The 18,911-nt window shown below is 62.6% G+C and carries 20 protein-coding genes and 1 riboswitch; of the genes, 8 read left to right on the forward strand and 12 right to left on the reverse strand.

Annotation, left to right across the window (positions count from 1 at the left end; all coding sequences use genetic code 11):
- Positions 1–659: 659 nt before the first annotated feature.
- The gene (locus tag ASG37_RS16975; RefSeq protein WP_031392880.1) at positions 660–1,223 is read right to left on the reverse strand and encodes a recombinase family protein; all 564 of its coding nucleotides are present in this window, start codon (positions 1,221–1,223) and stop codon (positions 660–662) included.
- A 146-nt stretch (positions 1,224–1,369) separates the two neighbouring features.
- On the reverse strand, positions 1,370–1,840 hold the full coding sequence (locus tag ASG37_RS16980) for a hypothetical protein (protein WP_031392881.1): 471 nt from the start codon (positions 1,838–1,840) through the stop codon (positions 1,370–1,372).
- A gap of 201 nt (positions 1,841–2,041) precedes the next feature.
- Here ASG37_RS16980 and parA point away from each other — a divergent pair, with 201 nt between their 5' ends.
- Positions 2,042–2,719 carry a ParA family partition ATPase gene (gene parA, locus ASG37_RS16985; protein WP_055763282.1) on the forward strand — a complete coding sequence of 226 codons (678 nt, stop codon included), beginning with the start codon at positions 2,042–2,044 and terminating at the stop codon, positions 2,717–2,719.
- Between the two features lies 1 nt (position 2,720).
- The gene (locus tag ASG37_RS16990) at positions 2,721–2,990 is read left to right on the forward strand and encodes a ribbon-helix-helix domain-containing protein (protein ID WP_031392883.1); all 270 of its coding nucleotides are present in this window, start codon (positions 2,721–2,723) and stop codon (positions 2,988–2,990) included.
- Positions 2,991–3,273: 283 nt separating this feature from the next.
- Here ASG37_RS16990 and ASG37_RS16995 read toward each other — a convergent pair whose 3' ends face one another.
- Positions 3,274–4,692, reverse strand: coding sequence for a YncE family protein (locus tag ASG37_RS16995; RefSeq protein WP_051916163.1), 1,419 nt, complete (start codon positions 4,690–4,692; stop codon positions 3,274–3,276).
- Positions 4,689–5,165, reverse strand: a complete 477-nt coding sequence (locus ASG37_RS17000; RefSeq protein WP_234387257.1) for a DUF305 domain-containing protein — start codon at positions 5,163–5,165, stop codon at positions 4,689–4,691. The genes ASG37_RS16995 and ASG37_RS17000 overlap by 4 nt, the downstream gene beginning before the upstream one ends.
- A 165-nt stretch (positions 5,166–5,330) precedes the next feature.
- Between ASG37_RS17000 and ASG37_RS17800 the strand changes: the two genes are divergently transcribed.
- The 6 genes from ASG37_RS17800 (at position 5,331) to ASG37_RS17025 (ending at position 11,480) form a co-directional block, all read left to right on the forward strand.
- Positions 5,331–6,500 (forward strand): hypothetical protein, encoded by a 1,170-nt coding sequence (locus ASG37_RS17800; RefSeq protein ID WP_051916164.1) that lies wholly within the window; start codon positions 5,331–5,333, stop codon positions 6,498–6,500.
- A 46-nt stretch (positions 6,501–6,546) separates the two neighbouring features.
- Positions 6,547–7,530 carry a malate dehydrogenase gene (locus ASG37_RS17005; protein WP_031392887.1) on the forward strand — a complete coding sequence of 328 codons (984 nt, stop codon included), beginning with the start codon at positions 6,547–6,549 and terminating at the stop codon, positions 7,528–7,530.
- An 88-nt stretch (positions 7,531–7,618) separates the two neighbouring features.
- The gene (locus ASG37_RS17010) at positions 7,619–8,491 is read left to right on the forward strand and encodes a LysR family transcriptional regulator (protein WP_031392888.1); all 873 of its coding nucleotides are present in this window, start codon (positions 7,619–7,621) and stop codon (positions 8,489–8,491) included.
- Complete coding sequence (locus ASG37_RS17015) at positions 8,488–9,639, forward strand: TDT family transporter (protein WP_031392889.1); 1,152 nt, start codon at positions 8,488–8,490, stop codon at positions 9,637–9,639. The genes ASG37_RS17010 and ASG37_RS17015 overlap by 4 nt, the downstream gene beginning before the upstream one ends.
- Before the next feature lie 106 nt (positions 9,640–9,745).
- The gene (locus ASG37_RS17020; protein WP_197975372.1) at positions 9,746–10,990 is read left to right on the forward strand and encodes a molybdopterin-dependent oxidoreductase; all 1,245 of its coding nucleotides are present in this window, start codon (positions 9,746–9,748) and stop codon (positions 10,988–10,990) included.
- A 13-nt stretch (positions 10,991–11,003) separates the two neighbouring features.
- Positions 11,004–11,480, forward strand: a complete 477-nt coding sequence (locus tag ASG37_RS17025; RefSeq protein ID WP_031392891.1) for a hypothetical protein — start codon at positions 11,004–11,006, stop codon at positions 11,478–11,480.
- A 9-nt stretch (positions 11,481–11,489) separates the two neighbouring features.
- Here ASG37_RS17025 and ASG37_RS17030 read toward each other — a convergent pair whose 3' ends face one another.
- From ASG37_RS17030 to ASG37_RS17060, 8 genes are all read right to left on the reverse strand, one after another.
- The gene (locus ASG37_RS17030; protein WP_031392892.1) at positions 11,490–12,854 is read right to left on the reverse strand and encodes a voltage-gated chloride channel family protein; all 1,365 of its coding nucleotides are present in this window, start codon (positions 12,852–12,854) and stop codon (positions 11,490–11,492) included.
- 23 nt (positions 12,855–12,877) lie between these two features.
- A riboswitch (Fluoride riboswitch) is annotated at positions 12,878–12,954 on the reverse strand.
- A gap of 239 nt (positions 12,955–13,193) precedes the next feature.
- Positions 13,194–13,634, reverse strand: a complete 441-nt coding sequence (locus ASG37_RS17035; RefSeq protein WP_051916165.1) for a YidH family protein — start codon at positions 13,632–13,634, stop codon at positions 13,194–13,196.
- Positions 13,634–14,719: a sulfite oxidase gene (locus tag ASG37_RS17040; RefSeq protein ID WP_031392894.1), complete on the reverse strand. Its 1,086-nt coding sequence runs from the start codon at positions 14,717–14,719 to the stop codon at positions 13,634–13,636. Before ASG37_RS17040 ends, ASG37_RS17035 begins: the two co-directional genes overlap by 1 nt.
- A 555-nt stretch (positions 14,720–15,274) precedes the next feature.
- Positions 15,275–16,150 carry a replication initiation protein gene (locus ASG37_RS17045; RefSeq protein WP_031392895.1) on the reverse strand — a complete coding sequence of 292 codons (876 nt, stop codon included), beginning with the start codon at positions 16,148–16,150 and terminating at the stop codon, positions 15,275–15,277.
- Positions 16,151–16,431: 281 nt separating this feature from the next.
- The gene (locus tag ASG37_RS17805) at positions 16,432–16,794 is read right to left on the reverse strand and encodes a hypothetical protein (protein WP_156349055.1); all 363 of its coding nucleotides are present in this window, start codon (positions 16,792–16,794) and stop codon (positions 16,432–16,434) included.
- A 58-nt stretch (positions 16,795–16,852) separates the two neighbouring features.
- Positions 16,853–18,403, reverse strand: coding sequence for a type IV secretory system conjugative DNA transfer family protein (locus tag ASG37_RS17050; RefSeq protein ID WP_082446614.1), 1,551 nt, complete (start codon positions 18,401–18,403; stop codon positions 16,853–16,855).
- The gene (locus ASG37_RS17055; protein WP_031393027.1) at positions 18,403–18,684 is read right to left on the reverse strand and encodes a hypothetical protein; all 282 of its coding nucleotides are present in this window, start codon (positions 18,682–18,684) and stop codon (positions 18,403–18,405) included. The genes ASG37_RS17050 and ASG37_RS17055 overlap by 1 nt, the downstream gene beginning before the upstream one ends.
- The gene (locus ASG37_RS17060) at positions 18,681–18,905 is read right to left on the reverse strand and encodes a conjugal transfer protein TraD (protein ID WP_031393026.1); all 225 of its coding nucleotides are present in this window, start codon (positions 18,903–18,905) and stop codon (positions 18,681–18,683) included. Before ASG37_RS17060 ends, ASG37_RS17055 begins: the two co-directional genes overlap by 4 nt.
- Positions 18,906–18,911: the final 6 nt, after the last annotated feature.

The following is an 18,911-nucleotide window of genomic DNA, read 5'->3' on the forward strand; positions in this document are numbered from 1 at the left end:
GTGTGCAGTAGGCTCGTAGGCCTCGTCGATATTGAAGGCCACGGCGGCCATGTTTCATCTCCCAGGGCGGAAGCCATCTAGTGACTGCGAGTTGTAAACGCAATAAGTGAAACGAGTGTCAACGGGAAGACGTTCCACTGCGGTGATCGTCGAGCATGCTGAGCGGGGTGGGCGTAATCCAGTCGCCTCCCAGCTTGGGGTATGGACCGTAGAACAGATCACCCAGCGCACGCCGATAGTGCGCGTTCATCCAGCGCCGGCGTCGATGCTCCGGGCCATCGTGGAGCATGTGGCAGCGTTGGCAGAGCGCTGCGAGCTGGTGAAGCGCACTGTCGCTCGGATCATGGTTAAGGTGCGCACAGGCCAGGACCACCGGTGTCCACCGGCCTTGTACCAGAATGTTTTCCGTAGGCCGTCGCACGCGCCGGCCCCGGCCATTGCGCCAGCATTGCCGGTTCCGATCCCACCACCGTCCGTCGCCTAGGTGGAAGACCTTCTGCCTGTGGGGACGTCCACAATGCTCGCAGTGTCCCCCCGCCCGCACGAAGCGTACCTGGTGTGATAGCTGCACCCAGTCGATCGGGTACAAGAACACGTGCTCGGGCCGGATAGGCATCAGGCCTTCCCTGCCGAAGTGTCAGGCTGCGCAGTCCACCGCATTATAAAGCCACCGTCGCTGCGGTCAGCGCCCGGTAGAGTGTGGCATGGTGGCATTTGAGCAGCTTGGCGGCTTCGCGCACCGATGTGCCTTCGCTTATCAATCGTTCGCCGAGCGTGATCTGATCGGGGGTGAGCTTTGGCGGACGGCCAAAGCGGACTCCCCTCGCCTTAGCCGCCACTCGTCCGCTGCTGGTGCGCTGGTGGATCAGCTCACGCTCGAACTCAGCGATGCCGGCGAACACGGTCAGCACCATGCGACCAGCTGGCGAGGTCGTGTCGGCCCAGGGCTCGGCCAGCGAGCGCAGGCCGGAACCAGCCTCCTTCAGCTTCTCGGCGATGTCCAGCAGGTCGCGCGTCGAGCGCGCCAGTCGGTCGAGCCGCGTCACTACCACCGTGTCGTCGTCGCGCAGCTGCTCGATCATCTTGGCCAGCTCGGGCCGGTCACGCTTCGCGCCCGAGATCTTCTCCTCGAACGTCCGCTTGCATCCGGCCTCCTTCAACGCGGCGCGTTGCAGCCGGAGATCTTGGTCATCGGTGGACACACGAGCATAGCCAATCAGCATGTTGCAAAATTGTATCGTAATAAAAGTATTTTGCAACCGACTTTTGCGACATCAGCACATGAGAGAACACGAGCTCTAAGGGCTCTGTTGCGAAACTTAGAACATTTGAGACAGTCGACAGTTGCTATCCTGCGGCCCTCACAGCCTCATTCTTCAAGCCTGCCTGTGCGAGCCTCCTTCTTCGACTTGTCCCATTCCTTCTTGATGAGCCGTTGGGCTGCTTTCTCGACCGTATCCGCCTTTTTGAGCCAATCGGGCTTTGGAGTATGCCGCGCACTCACTAGCTCCTCGACTGCGCGGAAGAGCGCGCGATCCAGGGCATGTTTGTCCTCAGTCCCTACGTCGCGGCAGGCCGGGTTTAGGCGGAGTACGATACCAGCGCGCGCGGCATGTACCTTTCGCCAATTCACCGGCTTGGCAGGGCTAACTGCACCACGCCGCACCTCGGCCGTTAACTCTACAACCAGCCCTCGCATTGCTTCTCGCCATACCGCGCGCTCGCTGGTGACGATCTGGACGAAGATGGCCTTGTCTGCGTTCTCCTTCCCGGCCTGCGCGCCAAAACGCGCGCCAAGGTAGGCAAGCACGCCCGCAAAGGCCGTTCCGAAGCCCTGCACCCACGTCCAGCCGCCTGATCCTGACCCCCCTGATATTCCTGTCACGTATGCTCCCTTATGCCGCGAACCTCGGGTGCAGCTTACGACCACCCAACCACGCTGCTACAGGCCACGAAGGCTATCAGTTCACAAGTGAGATTGTTATCTTGCTCACTTGTGTGCTATCCATCATGTTCACACGCGAACACGTGCAGGGGCTACATGAAGACCATATCTATCATCAGCCAGAAGGGCGGAGCGGGTAAGACCACGCTTGCCATCCACCTTGCCGGTGCCGCCACCAGTGCGGGCCTCTCCGCGCTGATCCTCGACGCGGACCCGCAAGCGACCGCTAGCCAATGGAACCACTGGCGAGGCGGCGCGGACCCTGAGGTCGTAGATTGTGCCTCCCCCACCCTCCTTCCGCGCAAGGTGCAGCAAGCAGCCGATCTAGGCGCGGACCTAGTCATTATCGATACGCCCCCACACGCGGACATCATGGCGCGCGAGGCGTGCAAGGCTGCGGACCTGATCCTTATTCCTTGTCGTCCCCAAGCGTTCGACTTGTCAGCCGTTGAAACGACGGCCGAGCTGGTGAAGGCAGCAGGCAAGCCGGCCTTCGTGCTCTTCATGGGCGGTCCTCAGCGCGCGCCAACTACTTACAGAGACGCGCGGGAGCTGATTGAGGGCAGCGAAGGCGTTGAGGGTATGGGTGTGCCGGTCGCGCCCGTCATGCTCACGATGCGCGCGATCTATCACCACAGCACGGCGCAAGGGAAAACCGCGATAGAGGCGGAGCCTGACGGTAAGGCGGCGGAGGAGATCGCCGCGCTATGGACGTGGACAAGCGAACGTGTGAACTTGCCCACAAGTAAGCAGTGCAGAAAGAAGCGAGGCTGACATGAGCAAATTTGGCGCCATGAGGCAGCAGCGTGCAGAACGCGCGAAGGTGGAGCCGAGCGTCTCGACCCCAGCCATTGAGGGCTCGGCGTCGGTGCGATCGGCGGCGCGGCAGGGCAAGAAGGCTGTCAGCGCATACTTTAGTCCGGAAGTTAGCCGAGGCTTAAATGTGCTGGCGGCCGAGAACGGAACTACCCTTCAGGCCTTGATGGGCGAGGCAATCGACCTTCTCATGCGCCAGTACGGCAAGCACCCGTTCGGGGAGCGGTGACGCGCAGCTTTGAAGAGGGGTCTGCACATAGAACGGACCCAGATGTACGCTAACGCGATCGGGTGTCAGCAAACCCCCAGATTCGGGTTTCCGTACAGCTGACCAAAGCGACAGGGTTTGTCGCACACTCTGCCATCCTGTTGGCGCCACGACCCAAGGCCGGAGCGCACCCTGTCCGAAAGCATGTGTTTTCCGACAGTCTCAAAACGCTGCGGCAGCCTATACCAGCGTCATGACCAAGATACCGGATACGGACAAGAGATCGCAGGTTTCACCGGAATCCTCATTTTTGCACCTGAACGACGGCGCCCGGCATCATCGGGTCGCCCGGAGCAATGACGAGGTAACGGCGCATGTCGCCTTTTGCGTCGCTGACGATCTGGCGGAGCGGTCCGAGCGTGTTGACTATCGCGCCGCCCGCCGGATTGGTCATGAACTTCGCCAGAGGCTGGATCACGCCGCTGCCATCAGCGCGGGAGGATAGCCCAAGGACATAGGGCATCTTTGGACTGAGGCCCGCAACCGCCGCCTGCAAAATCTGGACTTGGCCCTGATCGAACAGCGTGACCTGGCTGCGCCCAGTCCCGGAAAGAGTCAGCTGGATCTTCATGCCGGCCTGGGCGAGCGGCATCAGGTTTGCACGGCCATCGCCTACCGGCACCGCGCCGGGAACGTAGGCCACGCCTTGGGGCCCCTGACCGATCGGAATCGTCGCGATAACGGTGTTGCTGGCGGTATCGATCGCCGCGACTGCGTCGGCGTTCTCCAGCCCGACATACATCCGCGTACCGTCGCCCGACGGCCAAAGGCCGTGCGGGAGCGCGCCGACCGGGATGTTCGCGACCTGCGCGAAGTCGGTGGTGCGGAACACCTTGACGACGTTCTCGGTGCCGACCGTCACATAGGCGAACTGGCCAGCCTTGGTGCGGGCGATGTTGACGTGGTTGGTGATCGCGCCTGTGTCGAACGTCTTGAGCACTGCGAAGGGTGGCTTGGCGTCGAACACCATGACTTTGCCGACGTCTTTCAGCGTCAACCAGACCTGCTTGCCGTCGGGCGTCGCGGCGATGTCGGGGCAGAACGGGCTCGCCTGCTTGACGCGACCGACGATCTTCTTCGAGGCGGTGTCGATCACAACGGTCTCGGGAGAAAAGCTCGAACAGACGTAACCGTATTTCCCGTTCGGCGAGAAGATCGTCATGCCGGGGCCATTAGGAACGGGGATGCGCGTAGTCGGCGCGAAGGTCTTGCCGTCGAGCACCTGGATATAATCCTCGCCGCGCACCGCGACCCAGACTTCGCGACCGTCGGGGCGGAAGAACGCTTCGTGCGGCGATCGGCCCACATAGGTCGTATGCTTCACGGCATTGGTCGCAGTGTCGATGAACGTCACCGAGTTCGAGCCGATCGAGATCGCCGCCAGCGTCTTGCGATCAGGCGAGAAGCCCATGCCGTGGACGAGCAGCTGTCCCTTGTAGAGCGGGCTGAGGTTCGCGGGGGTCTGGTCGCCGAGTTTTATCACGCCGAGCAGCGTGTTGGTCGACGGATCGATCACCGACACGGTGTTGGAGAACTGGTCCGAGGTGTAGAACCGGTCCTGCGCGCTGACGGGGACGTCGGGGGTCGCGTTCGGCACTTGCTGGGCAAACGCAGGGCCCGAGAAACACAAGGCGGCGCAGGCGGTTAGGGTGAAACGCTTCATGGACGGTCTCCGTGATGGGGGTGACCGGTCGCGGTCGGTTCGGTGTGAGGCAGCAACGCGCCGCCTTCGGATAGGATGCCCTGCATCACCGCGATTTCCTGACGCTGTTCGACGATGATTCCCTGGGCGAGCCGGCGCAGGCGTTCATCCTTGCCGAACCGCAGTTCGACTTCGGCCATGTCGATCGCACCCTGATGATGCGGGATCATCATTCTTGCGAAGTCGCGATCGGGATCGCTTGAATAACCGGTCATCATCGCGCCGTGCATCCGCGCCATCGCCGCATCCATTGCGGACGCGAAACCGTCCGTTTGCGCTAACGCACCCGTCGATACGGACACGGCTATCGCCGTTAGCAAGGCCGTGCGAGATTTCATCGTCATGCCTTTAGTATTCCCATTTATGACACGCGAGCGATGAATGCCGAGCGTGACAGCGTAAATGATCGCGGCGCAGCCATCGATCCAACGCATAAGCATGGTTGTTCTGATCATCTAAAAAGAACGGTAGACAATCTATGATCGCGTTTTCGTATTGAAACCATCGCTACCATGCGTTGGACGCAGGGGAGATATCGGTCGATCTAGCGGCATCGGACTGGCACGATCACCCGCCGGATCCGCGATAAGGATCAAACGATGAAAGCTGCGATCGTTCTGGTTGCCGCGATGTTGGCCTCCGTAGCCCCAGTCCCGGCGATCGCTCAGGCCTATTGGGCTGCACCTGCGGCGGACGACTTTCCCTGCGATATCAAGGCGGTTCAGGCACCGTGGTCGAAGGCTGATATCGACCTTAGTCATCATGACCGGATCTATGTGTCTGACCCGACATCGACAAAGATCGTTGTCATCGATCCTGCAGCGGGCAACGAACTGGGACGCATCGACCTCACCAAAAGCGCGATAGCTGAGCCCAGCTTTTCCAGCCCCAAAGTCCAGCACCTGGCTGCAACGCGTGACGGGCGGACCCTGGCGGTATCGGCATTAGCGCAGCACAGTGTGACGCTCGTAGATCTGGCCACGAACACGGAACGAGGCCGGACCGTGTTCCAGACGTCGCCTACCGCCGTCGCGTTTACGCCCAATGGGCACGAACTCTGGGTTTCGCTCGGCGATGAACATGCCATCGCAGTCGTGGATCCTAAGACCGCGCGGGAGATCACCCGCGTACCAGCAAGTGGCGGAGCGGGCGCGACCATCCTGTCGCCAAACGGACGCTATGCCTTTGTATCGCTTACTGAAAGGCCGTCCATCCTGGTTGTCGACGTCGAGCATCGGCGCGTCGTCGGACACGTTGCCAGCAACGGTGCAGGTGAGGGAGCAATCGCGGTCTCGCCAGATGGCAAACAGATTTGGGCAACACGCCGCGAGAGCGGCACGACCACGGTTTTTGCTGCCAAACCGCCGTTTGCGGTACGCGAAGTGATAAACACTGGTCCAGCAACGGGCGCGGTCAACTTCGCCCAGCGCGCGGACGATTCCTTTGCCTATGTCAGCATTGGCGGCGATCAACCTGCAATCAAGGTCTATAGAACCGACAGCCTGGAGGCTGTGGCAACCGTCCCGCTACAAGCGGCTCCAAGTGCGGTTTGGCCGTCGGGCGATGGTACGAGAATCTATGCCAGCCTGGCCGGAACCAACAAGGTCGCTGGGATCGACACGCTGACGTACACCACCGTGTCGACAATCCCTATCAGTACGGATGCGCAAAGCCTGATCTACGTTCCTGGTGCCGTGCGATCAGGAAAAGGTCTCGCCAATCTGGTGCCATCCGGGCGCGATGCGGCGCTTGCCGTGGCGGCGCGTTGATCGGTCTTACACCGTCTGTAATTTCCCAAGGAAAGCCCTTTCTAAAATGACCAAGCCCCCCGTCAGGATCGCGATCAGCGGTGCCGCAGGACAAATTTGCTATTCGCTGCTCTTCCGGGTTGCGCAGGGTGACGTGTTCGGACCGGACCAGCCCGTTATCCTTCAACTGCTCGACGTGCCGCAGGCTATGGACGCCGTACGCGGCGTGGTCATGGAACTGGAGGATTGCGCGTTCCCGCTACTGGCAGGTGTGATCATTACTGATGATCCGATGGTGGCTTTCAAGGACATCGATGCGGCCATGCTGGTTGGGTCTCGTCCCCGCTCAAAGGGCATGGAGCGCCGTGATTTGCTCGCTGCCAACGCAGCGATCTTCAAGACGCAGGGCGCAGCATTGGACGCAGTGGCCAAACGTGACGCCAAGATCCTGGTCGTCGGCAATCCCGCCAACACAAATGCCTGGATTCTTGCGCAAAGCGCACCGGGTTTTCCTGCCGAAAACATCACGTCGATGATCCGCCTCGATCACAACCGCGCGCAGGGACAGCTTGCGGCCAAGGCGGGTGTAGGTGTCGATGCGATTACAAAGCTCGTCGTCTGGGGAAACCATTCGCCGACGATGTTTGCCGACTGGGGGAATGCCGAACTCGATGGCCAAAAGCTTGCCGACCGTATCGGAAACGAGGCCTGGTACCGCGAAACCCTGATCCCCACCGTTGCGCAGCGCGGAACCGCGATCATCGAAGCACGGGGTGCGTCCTCGGCCGCGTCGGCCGCAAATGCAGCGATCGACCATCTGCGCGACTGGGTGCACGGCGCAGGCGATAATTGGGTGTCGATGGGCGTGGTGTCAGATGGCTCCTACGGTATCCCGCAAGGACTGGTGTGCGGCGTGCCGGTGCACTGCATGAGCGGTGGGTATGCGCGTATCGAAGGCCTGACCCTCGATCCGTTCCAGCGATCGATGCTCGATCGCACGATTGCCGAACTGGTCGATGAACGTGAGGCGGTTATCGACATTCTGAAATGAACGATCGGTATATCTGATTGGAATGACTGTAATCTTTGGTTGGTGCGATTGATCTCCTTTCCCTATCATTGGGGCAAGGAGATCGGGCATGACCCTCGAACAACTCAGGATTTTCGTCGGTGTCGCAGAGCGCGAGCACATGACGCGCGCTGCCGAAGCGCTCAATGTGACGCAGTCAGCCGCAAGCGCTGCCATCGCCGCGCTAGAAGCTCGGCACGGCGTGCCGCTGTTCCACCGGGTCGGCCGCGGGATCGAACTGTCCGAAGCGGGCCGCATGTTTCTGGTCGACGCGCGCGCAGTGCTTGGCCGTGCCGCCAGCGCGGAACTTGCACTGGCCGAATATGCAGGACTGGAGCGCGGCACACTGCGGCTGGTCGCAAGCCAGACGATCGCAGGCTATTGGCTGCCCCGCCAGCTGGCGGCGTTCCATGCGCGCTACCCCGCGATCTCAATCGAACTGGCGATCGACAACACCGAGGGGGCCGCGGCGCGCGTGCTCGACGGTGCGGTCGAGCTCGGCTTCGTCGAGGGTGTGATCGACGAGCCCGCGCTCGCGCATTGGACGGTCGCGAACGACCGCATGGTGCTGGTAAGCGATCGCGCAGCCGACACGATCGACGAGGACTGGATCCGCGCCGCGCGCTGGATCGTCCGCGAACAGGGATCGGGCACGCGCTCGTCGTTCGAGGAGGTGTTGCGCCAGCGCGGCGTCGATCCGTCGGACCTCACCACCGCGCTGACCCTGCCGTCGAACGAGGCGGTACGTAGCGCGGTCGAGGCTGGCGCAGGCGTCGCGGTCCTGTCGCAGCATGTCGTCGCACCTGCAATCGCGGCCGGAACGTTGCACGATCTGCCGCTCGGTCTGCCGCGGCGTCCGTTCTACGCGCTGCGGCACAAAGAGCGCTATCGTACCCGGGCGGCCGATGCGCTGACCGATCTCATCAAGGAGACTGGCAAGTGACCGCCGATCTGAAACCCGTTCTTGATGGCCTGAAGCCGCTCAGCCGGCTCGACTCACCGCGCGAGATGATCCGGCAGTTCACGCCCAACTGGTTCGCCGCGACCATGGGCACCGGTATCCTGGCGCTGGCCTTACCGCAGGTGCCGGGCGTCGGCACGTCGCTGCACCCGGTCGGCGAGGCATTGTGGTATTTCAACATCGCGCTCTTCACGCTGTTCGCCGGGCTCTACACCGCGCGCTGGACGATGTTCGGGCACGAGGCGCGGCGGATCTTCGGGCACAACACCGTATCGATGTTCATCGGTACGATCCCGATGGGCCTCGCGACGATCATCAACGGGTTCCTGGCGTTCGGCCTGCCGCGGTTCGGCGCCGGCGTGATCCCGATCGCCGAGACATTGTGGTGGATCGACGTCGCGATGTCGCTCGCCTGCGGTGTAGCGATCCCCTACCTCATGTTTACCCGGCACGAACATTCGCTCGACGGCATGACCGCGGTGTGGCTCCTGCCAGTGGTCGCGGCCGAGGTCGCAGGCGCGAGCGGAGGCCTGCTCGCACCGCATCTGGCCGACGCCCATCATCAGTTCGTGGTGCTGGCGACCTCCTATGTCCTGTGGGCCTATTCGGTGCCGGTCGCGTTCGGCATTCTCGCGATCCTGATCCTGCGGATGGCTCTCCACAAGCTGCCGCACGAGAGCATGGCCGCCTCGAGCTGGCTCGCGCTCGGTCCGATCGGCACCGGTGCGCTCGGGATGCTGGTGCTCGGTAGCGACGCGCCCGCGATCCTCGCCGCCAACGGCCTCGGCCAGATCGGCGCGGTAGCGCAGGGGATCGGCACGATCGCCGGGCTGTTGCTCTGGGGCTTCGGCCTGTGGTGGCTGGCGCTCGCGACGCTGATCACGATCCGCTACTGGCGCGCGGGTATCCCGTTCAACCTTGGCTGGTGGGGCTACACCTTCCCGCTCGGCGTCTACACTGTCGCCACCTTCAAGCTCGGCACGACGCTCCAGCTCGGCTTTTTCGGGATCGTCGGCACCATCCTCACCATCGCGCTCGCAGCGATGTGGCTGCTGGTCGGCGCCAAGACGGTCGCAGGCGGCTGGCGCGGAAACCTGTTCGTGTCGCCCTGCATCGCCCAAGCCAATTGATGGGCCGAACTGATCGTCCTGCCGGATCGAACCGGCCCATCCGATCGACCCGTACCGGGCAGACCGTCGGACGGATCGCGCATAAGAGCATGACATCGAAGGGAGAATGCTGGTGGACAGCCTGGATATGAAACTGGCGCAGGCGACGAACCGCCGTCGCTTTCTCGCAGAGGCTGCGATCGGCAGCGGCGCGCTGATCGCCGCACCCGCGCTGGCGCAGAGCATGGTCGACCTGCATCTTCCGGGTGGCCCATCGGAACGGCCGATAACCAGTGCGTTCCCCGGCAAGGGCAGCATGATCCTCCAGCGGATCCACCCGCCGCTGCTGGAAACGCCGATGAGCGTGTTCAATGGCGACGTCTTCACACCGAACGACCAGTTCTTCGTCCGCTGGCACTGGGCCGACATTCCGACCGCGATCGATGTCGAGGCGTTCCGGATCAAGGTGCACGGCGCGGTCACGCGGCCGCTGTCGATCTCGCTCGCGCAACTGCTGAAGTTGCCACGCGTCGAGCTGGCGGCGATCAACCAATGCTCGGGCAATTCGCGTGCGCTGTTCCAGCCCCCTGTTGCCGGTGCGCAGTGGCGTCACGGGGCGATGGGCAACGCCAAATGGCTCGGCGTGCGCCTGCGCGACGTGCTCGATATCGCCGGCGTGAAGCCGGGCGCGGTCGCGGTGCGGTTCGGTGCGCTCGACCAGCCGGTGGTCGCGGGTGGACCGGATTTTGCGAAGTCGCTGTCGATCGACCACGCACGCGACGGCGAAGTGATGCTCGCCTTCGGGATGAACGGTGAACAGATGCCGCTCCTCAACGGCTTCCCGGTCCGGCTGATCGTACCCGGCTGGTATTCGACCTATTGGGTCAAGATGCTGAACGACATCGAGGTGCTTGCCGCGCCCGACGACGGTTACTGGATGGCCAAGGCGTACAAGATCCCTGACACTCCAGGCGCGAACGTGCGGCCTGGCCAGAAGGATTTCCCGGCCGTCCCGATCAACAAGATGATCCCGCGCAGTTGGGTCACGAGCCTCGACGAAGGGCAGGCGATCGCGTTTGACCGGTCAATCCCGCTGGGCGGCATCGCGATGGGCGGCGATTGCGGCGTCGCCAAGGTCGATGTGTCGACCGACAACGGCAAGAGCTGGTACAAGACGACGCTTGGCCCCGATCACGGCAAATACAGTTTCCGCCGCTGGGATGCGCAGGTGCCGCTCAGCCATGCGGGCCCGACCAGACTGATGTCGCGCTGCTGGAACACCGCCGGCATCGCGCAGCCGATGACGCCGATCTGGAACCCGGGCGGGTTCATGCGCGGCAACATCGAAACCACCAACATCGTCGTCGGCTGAGGAGCGCTCCCCCATGAAAACGCCTTCCATCGGCACGCTGTCGTTCGGGTTCGTCGGCGCGACCGTCGTTCTTCTACTCGCGATCGGTGCCCCGAACAGCCGCATCGCCCCGCCGCCTGCCGCCCCGACCGCACCACCGCCGCCAAGCGTTTCGGCGCGCGGCTTCTCGCTGGCGTCCACCTCGGTCGATCTCCCGACCGACGAAGGGCAATATCCCGCCGGCCCGCATGCCGACGTCATCAACGCCAACTGCACCTCGTGTCATTCGGCGAGCATGGCGCTGAACCAGCCGCCACTCTCCTCCGATCAGTGGACCGCGGAGGTCACCAAGATGCGCGAGGTCTACAAGGCTCCTGTTGCACAGGCTGACGTGCCGGCGATCGTCGCTTATCTGACCGCCATGAGCGCAAAGCAGCCGGGCGCCGCGAAGGGCAAGGCGCAAGACCCCGATCCGAAGGCTGCGCCCGACGTATCGGGGGGATCAGGCTAAGCACATCACTCACGACACGCGGTTCTGCGCGCGAAGTGCTGTGCGGCGTGTACGTGTCTCGCGCAGTGTTGCATTGGGCGCGAGGCCGTTCGCGGGCACCTTGGGTATCGCAACGCGCTGCGACAGGTAGATGCCATTGTGGCCCGAGCAGAGATAGGCCACGAAACAGGCGACGGCGATCGGCACCGCATAGCTGGCGCCAAACAGTTCAATCCCCATGAAGGTGCAGGCGAGCGGGGTATTGGCAGCCCCGGCAAAGACCGCAACAAAGCCGATCGCGGCGAACAGGCCCGTCGGTACGTCCAAGAAAGGCGCCAGCGCGTTACCGAGCGCCGCGCCGATGAAGAACAACGGCGTGACTTCACCGCCTTTGAAACCCGCACCGAGCGTGACGACAGTAAACAGCAGCTTGATCGCCCAACTCCACGGATGCGTGTCTGGTCCGAAGAAGCTGGCGATGGTAAGGCTCTCGGGCCTCGCTGCCAGGACACCCAGGCCTAGATAGTCGCGCGTGCCGAACAGGAAGACGAGCGCGATAACGACGACCCCGCCGATCACTGGACGTAGCGGACCATAGGGGACGATCCGCTTCAGACATCCCCCGACCACGTGGTTGGCTTCGGCGAAGGCCAAACCGACCAATCCGAATATGATCCCCGCAATACCCGCCTTCGTCACGAGCAGCGCATCGACCGGTATCAACGCACCGATCGGGTAGACACCGTGATGGATACCCCAGGCGAGGCACGTCCAATCGCCGACTAGCGCTGCAACGAGGCAAGGCACTAGCGCGGAATATTCAACGCGGCCGATCGCCAGCACTTCGAGCGCGAAGACCGCGCCTGCGATCGGCGTGCCGAAGACCGCGCCGAACCCGGCTGCGATACCCGTCATCAACAGGATGCGCGTGCCGCCCGCATCGAGGCGGAGCGCGCGGCCGAAACCGCTGGCAAGGCTTCCACCCAATTGGACGGCGGTGCCCTCACGTCCGGCCGAGCCACCGAAAAGATGCGTCACCACTGTGCCGAAGAAGATGAGCGGCGCCATCCGCAGAGGCACCCCGCCGCCAGGCTCGTGGATCTGCTCGACGATCAGATTGTTGCCGCCTTCCACTGTGCGCCCGGTGACATGGTAGAGGAATCCGACAACGAACCCGCCCACCGGTAGCAGATAGAGCAGCCAAGGCGATGCAAACCGCAGTCGCGTAACGGTATCGAGACTCAGCAGGAACGCCGCACATAGCGTCCCGACGAGTGCCGCCATGGGCAGCAAGATCAGCGCCCAGCGCAGGACAGAGATCGCATGGTCGTGACGATCGCGCATGAATGCCGCGACATTCAGCGTGCCGACGAGATTGCGAAAGGTAGCGCGCACAATTCCTCCTTGCTGCCTGAAGGCGCCAAGTAGGAATCATCAGCTCTTATCAGAGCGGTTCGGCCAAATTGCCCGGCAGAAATCCATTGCCAAAGTCGATCTATTAGACGTTTGCCCCAACCGTCAATGGGCATGTTGGTCGGGCAAATGCTCGGACCGGCCAGTCGGCAGCGTCTATCTGAGCCCGTTATATGTACCGACCCCGGGTACGCTGCATGCGGGACCGATCGGCTTTGGCCCACGTCGTTTTCGGGCTTCGTCACAAGGGGGCGATACCGCACGAAAGCCGCGGATGCGCTGCGGGGTCTGATCGGTTCGCAGCAAACCTAGGGATGGCTGCTACGAGCGTGCCGTCCAGATGCCGACGAGCGCGGCCAGTGACACGAGCATAAGAAACCCGTTCATCACTAGGAGCAACGTCGCTGGCAGGCGCTTGATGTCCGGTCGTGGCGGCGGGGCGCCTGCGCCCATCTCTCGCCACACCGCAGCGGCGAAGCAAAAGGCGCTGAACAAGATCAGCATGGTCCCGGTCGCCGTCGCCAGCCACGGGAACACGACGTCCTTGAGCAGCGCGCGCGCGCCGATACCGGAAGCGAGCGCCGCCAGTCCGGTACGCACCCAGGCAGCATAGGTGCGTTCGCCGGCGAGGATTGTGCGGTCCGCGGCAAGCTCTGTGCGACGGTCGGCGCTGTCCACCTGCTGGACTGCGCTGTCCTTCAGCTTGCTCGCGCTCTCCGCCAGCTTCGCATGGGCCCGATCGGCGTCGTGCGGCGCGTCCATCAGCCAGCGGTAACGGCGATGCGATGCCAGGCAGTCGAGAGATAGCCGGCGAAGTTCCAGATCGGCTCGGGCCGTTCGGGCTGCATCTGCCCGGCACCGTCAACGGCGCGCACGATCAGGACGTGGAGTCCGGGAGACAGATCGACCGTGACGTGCCACTGCGTCCAGCTCCAAGGCGCATCGGGTTTTGCAGTCAGTTCCGCCTGCAGCCAGTCGGTGCCGCCATTGACGGAGACCTCGACGCGGGTGACCGCTCGGCCGAAGGCGACCGCATAACCCGCGATTTCGCACGCGCCGGCGCTGACATGCGCGCCGTCCACCGGCGCGCAGATCGCAGCATTGAGCGGCATCTCCTCGATAGTCAGACCCCGATCCCAGTCTGCGTCCTCCTTCGCTACCGACGCCGGAAAGAGCTTGTAGTCCTTAGCCTGGATCGGCGCATCGGACGGGCGATCGCGCACCTCGATGCGCGTCAGCCACTTGGCGCTACGAACGCCCGCATAACCCGGCACGACGAGCCGCAGCGGTGCGCCATGTTCGGGGGCCAGCGCCTCGCCATTCATGGCCCAGACGATCAGCACGTCGGGCTCTAGCGCCTTGGCGATCGAGATCGAGGCACCGAACGGTGCCGTCTCACCATCGACATCCACGTTGTCGGCCCCCGTAGTGCCGACGAACGACGCGCCGTCCTGGATGCCGGCTGCGGCGAGCACGTCGCACAGTGCGACGCCGGTCCACGCCGCATTGCCAATCGCGCCCACGTCCCAGGGATCGCCCGAAGTCTTTTCCACGTCTTGAAGATGTGCCCGACGATTGCCGGCGCACTGCATGGTCGCGGTCACTGTCCGGGTCGCAAATGCCGTTTGAAGTTCGGCAACCGTGTAGGAGCGCGGGCGGTCGACTAAGCCGTCCAGCGCTATACGATGATCGTCGGCCAGCTCCGGCGTTGGTCCGTGACTGCGGATGTAGAAGTTCGCCTGCGGCGTCAGGAAGGACGTGATCAGTTTATCCGGGGGCGTTTCCGCATTGAGCGGCTCCGGACAGCGGAGGATCAGATTCTGTTCGGCGCGATCGGATGCGGTCATGCAAGCGGCCTACCATGATGAAATCAGTAGCGAAATCGATCGTTTTGCTGGGCGATGTCACCCAGACTCTTTCGATAGCCTATCCCTTTCTAGACGGCGGTGGAGCGATCACCATGCCGTCGCGCGAAAGGCGCCGAGCGCCAGACAGCCTTTCCCGTAGATCGTCGCGATGTGACTGGACTTGCTACGACGGCTTTGTCCCAAAAGTCGTCGCTAGGTACTAGGGATGACGGAAAACCCTGTCGCCATCGCAGATGCGCGACAAACGGGTGATTTGCGCCGCCTGAACCCGGATGAGGGCGCTTAACGTATATCTGGGTCCGTTCTATGTACCGACCCCGAAGAGGGGGCGATCCGAATGATCCGTCCCGAGTGGAACATGCAAGGGCTGGGTGAATGCCCGGCATCTGTAACGGGCACCCCGGAATCCGCCAGCCCACTTGTTAGCATGTGAACATGATAGCACGAGAACACGAGAACACGATGGAACGTGAACACGTGTCTGGCATGTAGAGGTTGGTAGCAAAGCCTATCGGTGAGTTTTGGGGTAGCGGCTCACCTTTGGGCCGACGCGCTGAAATCTACCAGCACGGGCAGTTCGGGAATTCCGCCGCGCAGCTTTGCCCGTCGTACAATGCTGTGCTGGTCGATCAGGTTCTGTGCGTCGCGCTTGCCGCTGGACGTTTTTGGGAACCAGTGGAGTGCCACCCGTTCGACCTTGCGCCCGTTCTTGATCGGCGTAAAATCGACATAGAAGGGGCAAAGCTTGTTAATTTCCTCGACAGCCACCTTCAGACAATATTTGTTCATATCAGCGAAGCGTTCGAGTTTACCTTCAGGCACGTTAAGCAGGCCGCGCAGCTCTTCGATCGTAAACTCCTCTTTCTGTTTGTATTCGAGACCAATGCGCCGCTCGATCATTTCATAGAGACAAAGTGCGTATTTTGACTCGAAGCAATACATTACCTGCGTCTTGAGACGGGCATAAACCTGACTGTTCCGCAGTATCTCGATTAGCTCTTCTGGGATACGATAGTGAAGGAAGCCGTCTTTTTCGAGGCTTTCATCACTTGGGCCGAGCAGCTGGACACGGCGCTTGTAGCTCTTGCCATCCTTGCGGATCGTGACGATCGCGATGGTGCCCATGAGGCGCAGCAGTGAACTCTCTATGCGCTCGTTGCCTTGGTGCGTCCCTTTCAGTCCGGATTTCGCAATGCGATGGATGATCGGCTCGCCAATGCGTTCCCAGGCATTGGCGATCAGCAGGTTGTAGATACGGCGATCCGCGAGGGTGAGGGGGCTTAGCTCTACAATATCGACCAACTCGCCGGGCTTGACGATTTCACCGTAGTTGGCGGGATCAAAAGGATTTCCACGTCCCTTCTGGGCCAGCGTGCGGAATGTCATATCGACCACGGCAGGTTGCGACATAGGCTTGACCAACGGTGAGCTAGAGGAACTTACCAACTCACCCTAATCACGAAAAGTGAGCTAGGCAAATGTTTCAGCTCCCCCGTGGAGCAGAGAGGCGGATACCCCAAAACTCACCGATCCTTTTAACCCAACCATTGGGGTACCCCAACACTCACTGGACCCTGCCCGAACACTCACTTTTACCGACCCCAAAGCTCACCGCATGCTACCCCGAAACTCACGCGAATCGACCCCAACGCTCACTATTGGAGGCATTTTTCGGCAGAAATACGGACCTTTCAGGGCTCTGAATCTTGAATCAGAAGAATTAGAGAATCTGAACGGCGAAAGGTGAGCTTTGGGGTGGCGAGCCTGTGGATAACCACCGTCAGAATAGGCAAATGGAATCGGCCTAATGGCCGATGCACTATTCGTCTGGTGCCAGCTGCGCTGTCACCAGAGCGGCGCAAACGCCGCGTGCTTAGCGGAAAAAGAAGAAAGGCAAGCTGGCGACCAGATACTACGCCAGAGCCGACCAAGAGCGCCATGAGGGCAGGGAAGAGGGCTTTGCCACGATCCGCACCCTTGCAGCACCGAACCTCGCTGTTGGTGCTTAAATCAGCTCCTTCGCGATCGGTTTCGTAGATCGTCAATCCGATCACCAGCTCCGTCACCTTCGGAAGGTGAGGCGCTACCCCAAAACTCACCTTTCGCACATCGTCACGCAGGATCGAACAGGCCAGTGAACTCGCGTTGATCGTAGTAGCGGATTTTCTCGACCGCGAGCGGGTTTTCGCCCTGGCGGAGCAGCAGAAGCTGATCGGGCCGCATTCGCATGATTTCGTCCGGTGTGGCGAGCCGGCGAGCGGAGACGTGCCCGCTGACACTCTCCGAGGGACCAGCGCGGTTTTCGCCCCAGCCGGTGCCGCGCGACGTGCTGACGGTATCATATTCGATCGTGGTGTCGCCGATCGTGCGCGAGAGCATGTCGGCGGTGGCATGATCGTTGACCCCGAACGTCTGGATCACGCCGGCGTTGGACATGAAGGTGCCGGCGCGCTCGCCATAGGTGGCCTTAAGCTGGTGCATGTCCTGGAGGATCGGCCAGAGCTGGAGGCCATAGCCCGCCATCAGGCCCATCGCGCGTTCAACCGGTTCGAGACGGCCGAGCGCGGCGAACTCGTCCAGCAGGAACAGCACGGGCCGGGCAGGACGGGCGGTGGACCGCGCCATGTCGGTGACGGCCTGGCTCACCAGCAGCCGCAGCCAGCGCGCATAGGTGTCGAGCCGATCGGGCGGCAGGCACAGGAACACGGTGGCGGTCGTGTCCTTCAGCCCCGCGAAGGTGAAATCCGACGCGGCGGTGCTGGCGACGATGCGAGGGCTGTCGAGAAAGTGGGTATGGCGCTGTGCCGAGGACAGCACGCCAGCGGCTTCGCGATCGGACTTGCCGAGCTGGCGGTTGGCGGCGCGGGCGATCAGGCCACCGGCGCCGGCGCTGTCCTGCATTTTGGCCAGCAAAGCGGCAAAGCCGGCAGGGGCGAGCGTCAGCTTGTCGCGCACCGTCGCCAGCACTCGGGCGTCGGCGGGTTCGTGGACGACGGTATGCAGGATCAGCCCCGCGATCAGCGCCTTGGCTTCCTCGTTCCAATGCGCTTCGCCCGATTGCCCCGGCGCGTCATGCACTAGGGCGTCGGCGAGGGTGTTGGCATCTTCCGCGAGATCGAGGCTGGCGGGATCGAGCCGGTCGAGCGGATTGTAGCGGGCAGGCGGCTGACCCGACACGCCGAACGGATCGAGGCACCAGACCTTGCCCTTGGCGGCACGCGCACGGGCGGTGACGCGGGCATTCTCACCCTTGGGGTCGATGCAGATCACCGAGCGATCGAGCAGCAGCAGGTTGGGAATGATCGTGCCGACGCCCTTGCCCGACCGGGTGGGTGCCATCGTTAGCAGATGCGCCGCGCCGTCGTAATGCAGCAGCTTGCCTGACTTCGCCGAGCGGCCAATCAGGAGATCTCCGTTCGCCTCCAGCTTTCGCACGTCGGTTCGGTCGCCGAAACGAGCGGAGCCGAGCAGATCGCTCCGCTGGTTGGCGGCGCGCCGGTTGAAGCGCCAAGCCAGGAACAGGATCGCGCCGGCCAGCAGGAACGGAATGTCGGTCGCAATCTCACCATAGCCGAAGATGCCCTTGAGCCAGGCGTTGCTCGCCATCAGCACCACGAAGGCGACGAAGACCGCGAACAGCGGGCTGATCCGTCGCCTCGGCATCAGTGCGCTTCCATCGGCGTGACCGGCAAGGACCGGTCGGAGTCGGGATGATCGAGCAGCCGGAGCAGGATTTGCGATACAAGGGGAGGGGGCACGCCCTCGTCAAGCATCATCGCGAAGAACGCATCGTCGTTGGGCGTCGGGATCATGTCCTCGATGACCAGGTTGGCGCGCGAGTCCGCCATGTCCTCATGCCACATCGCGATTTCCGCCGGCGTGCCGCGCACGAAATTCATCGCGCGGACTTGGGCACGGATCGTCTCGATATCGAAATCGCTCATTGCGCTTCGCTCCCTTCCGCTTCCGCGTCGAACGCCCGCTTGCCGCGCCGCTTCCATAGCGCCAGCACGTCGCCAGCATCGTCGCCGCGACCACGCCCGGCGAGATCGAGCAGCGCGCCGTAGAGCGTGGCGCGATCGTCGTCGGTCAGCTCGACCAGCCCGGCTTTCTGGACCAGCCCGCCCAGTTCAATCAGATGGCGTGTTCGTTCGCGACGTTGCACGACCCA

Origin of the sequence: Sphingomonas sp. Leaf407 (genome assembly GCF_001425385.1) — a bacterium.
GTDB lineage: Bacteria > Pseudomonadota > Alphaproteobacteria > Sphingomonadales > Sphingomonadaceae > Sphingomonas.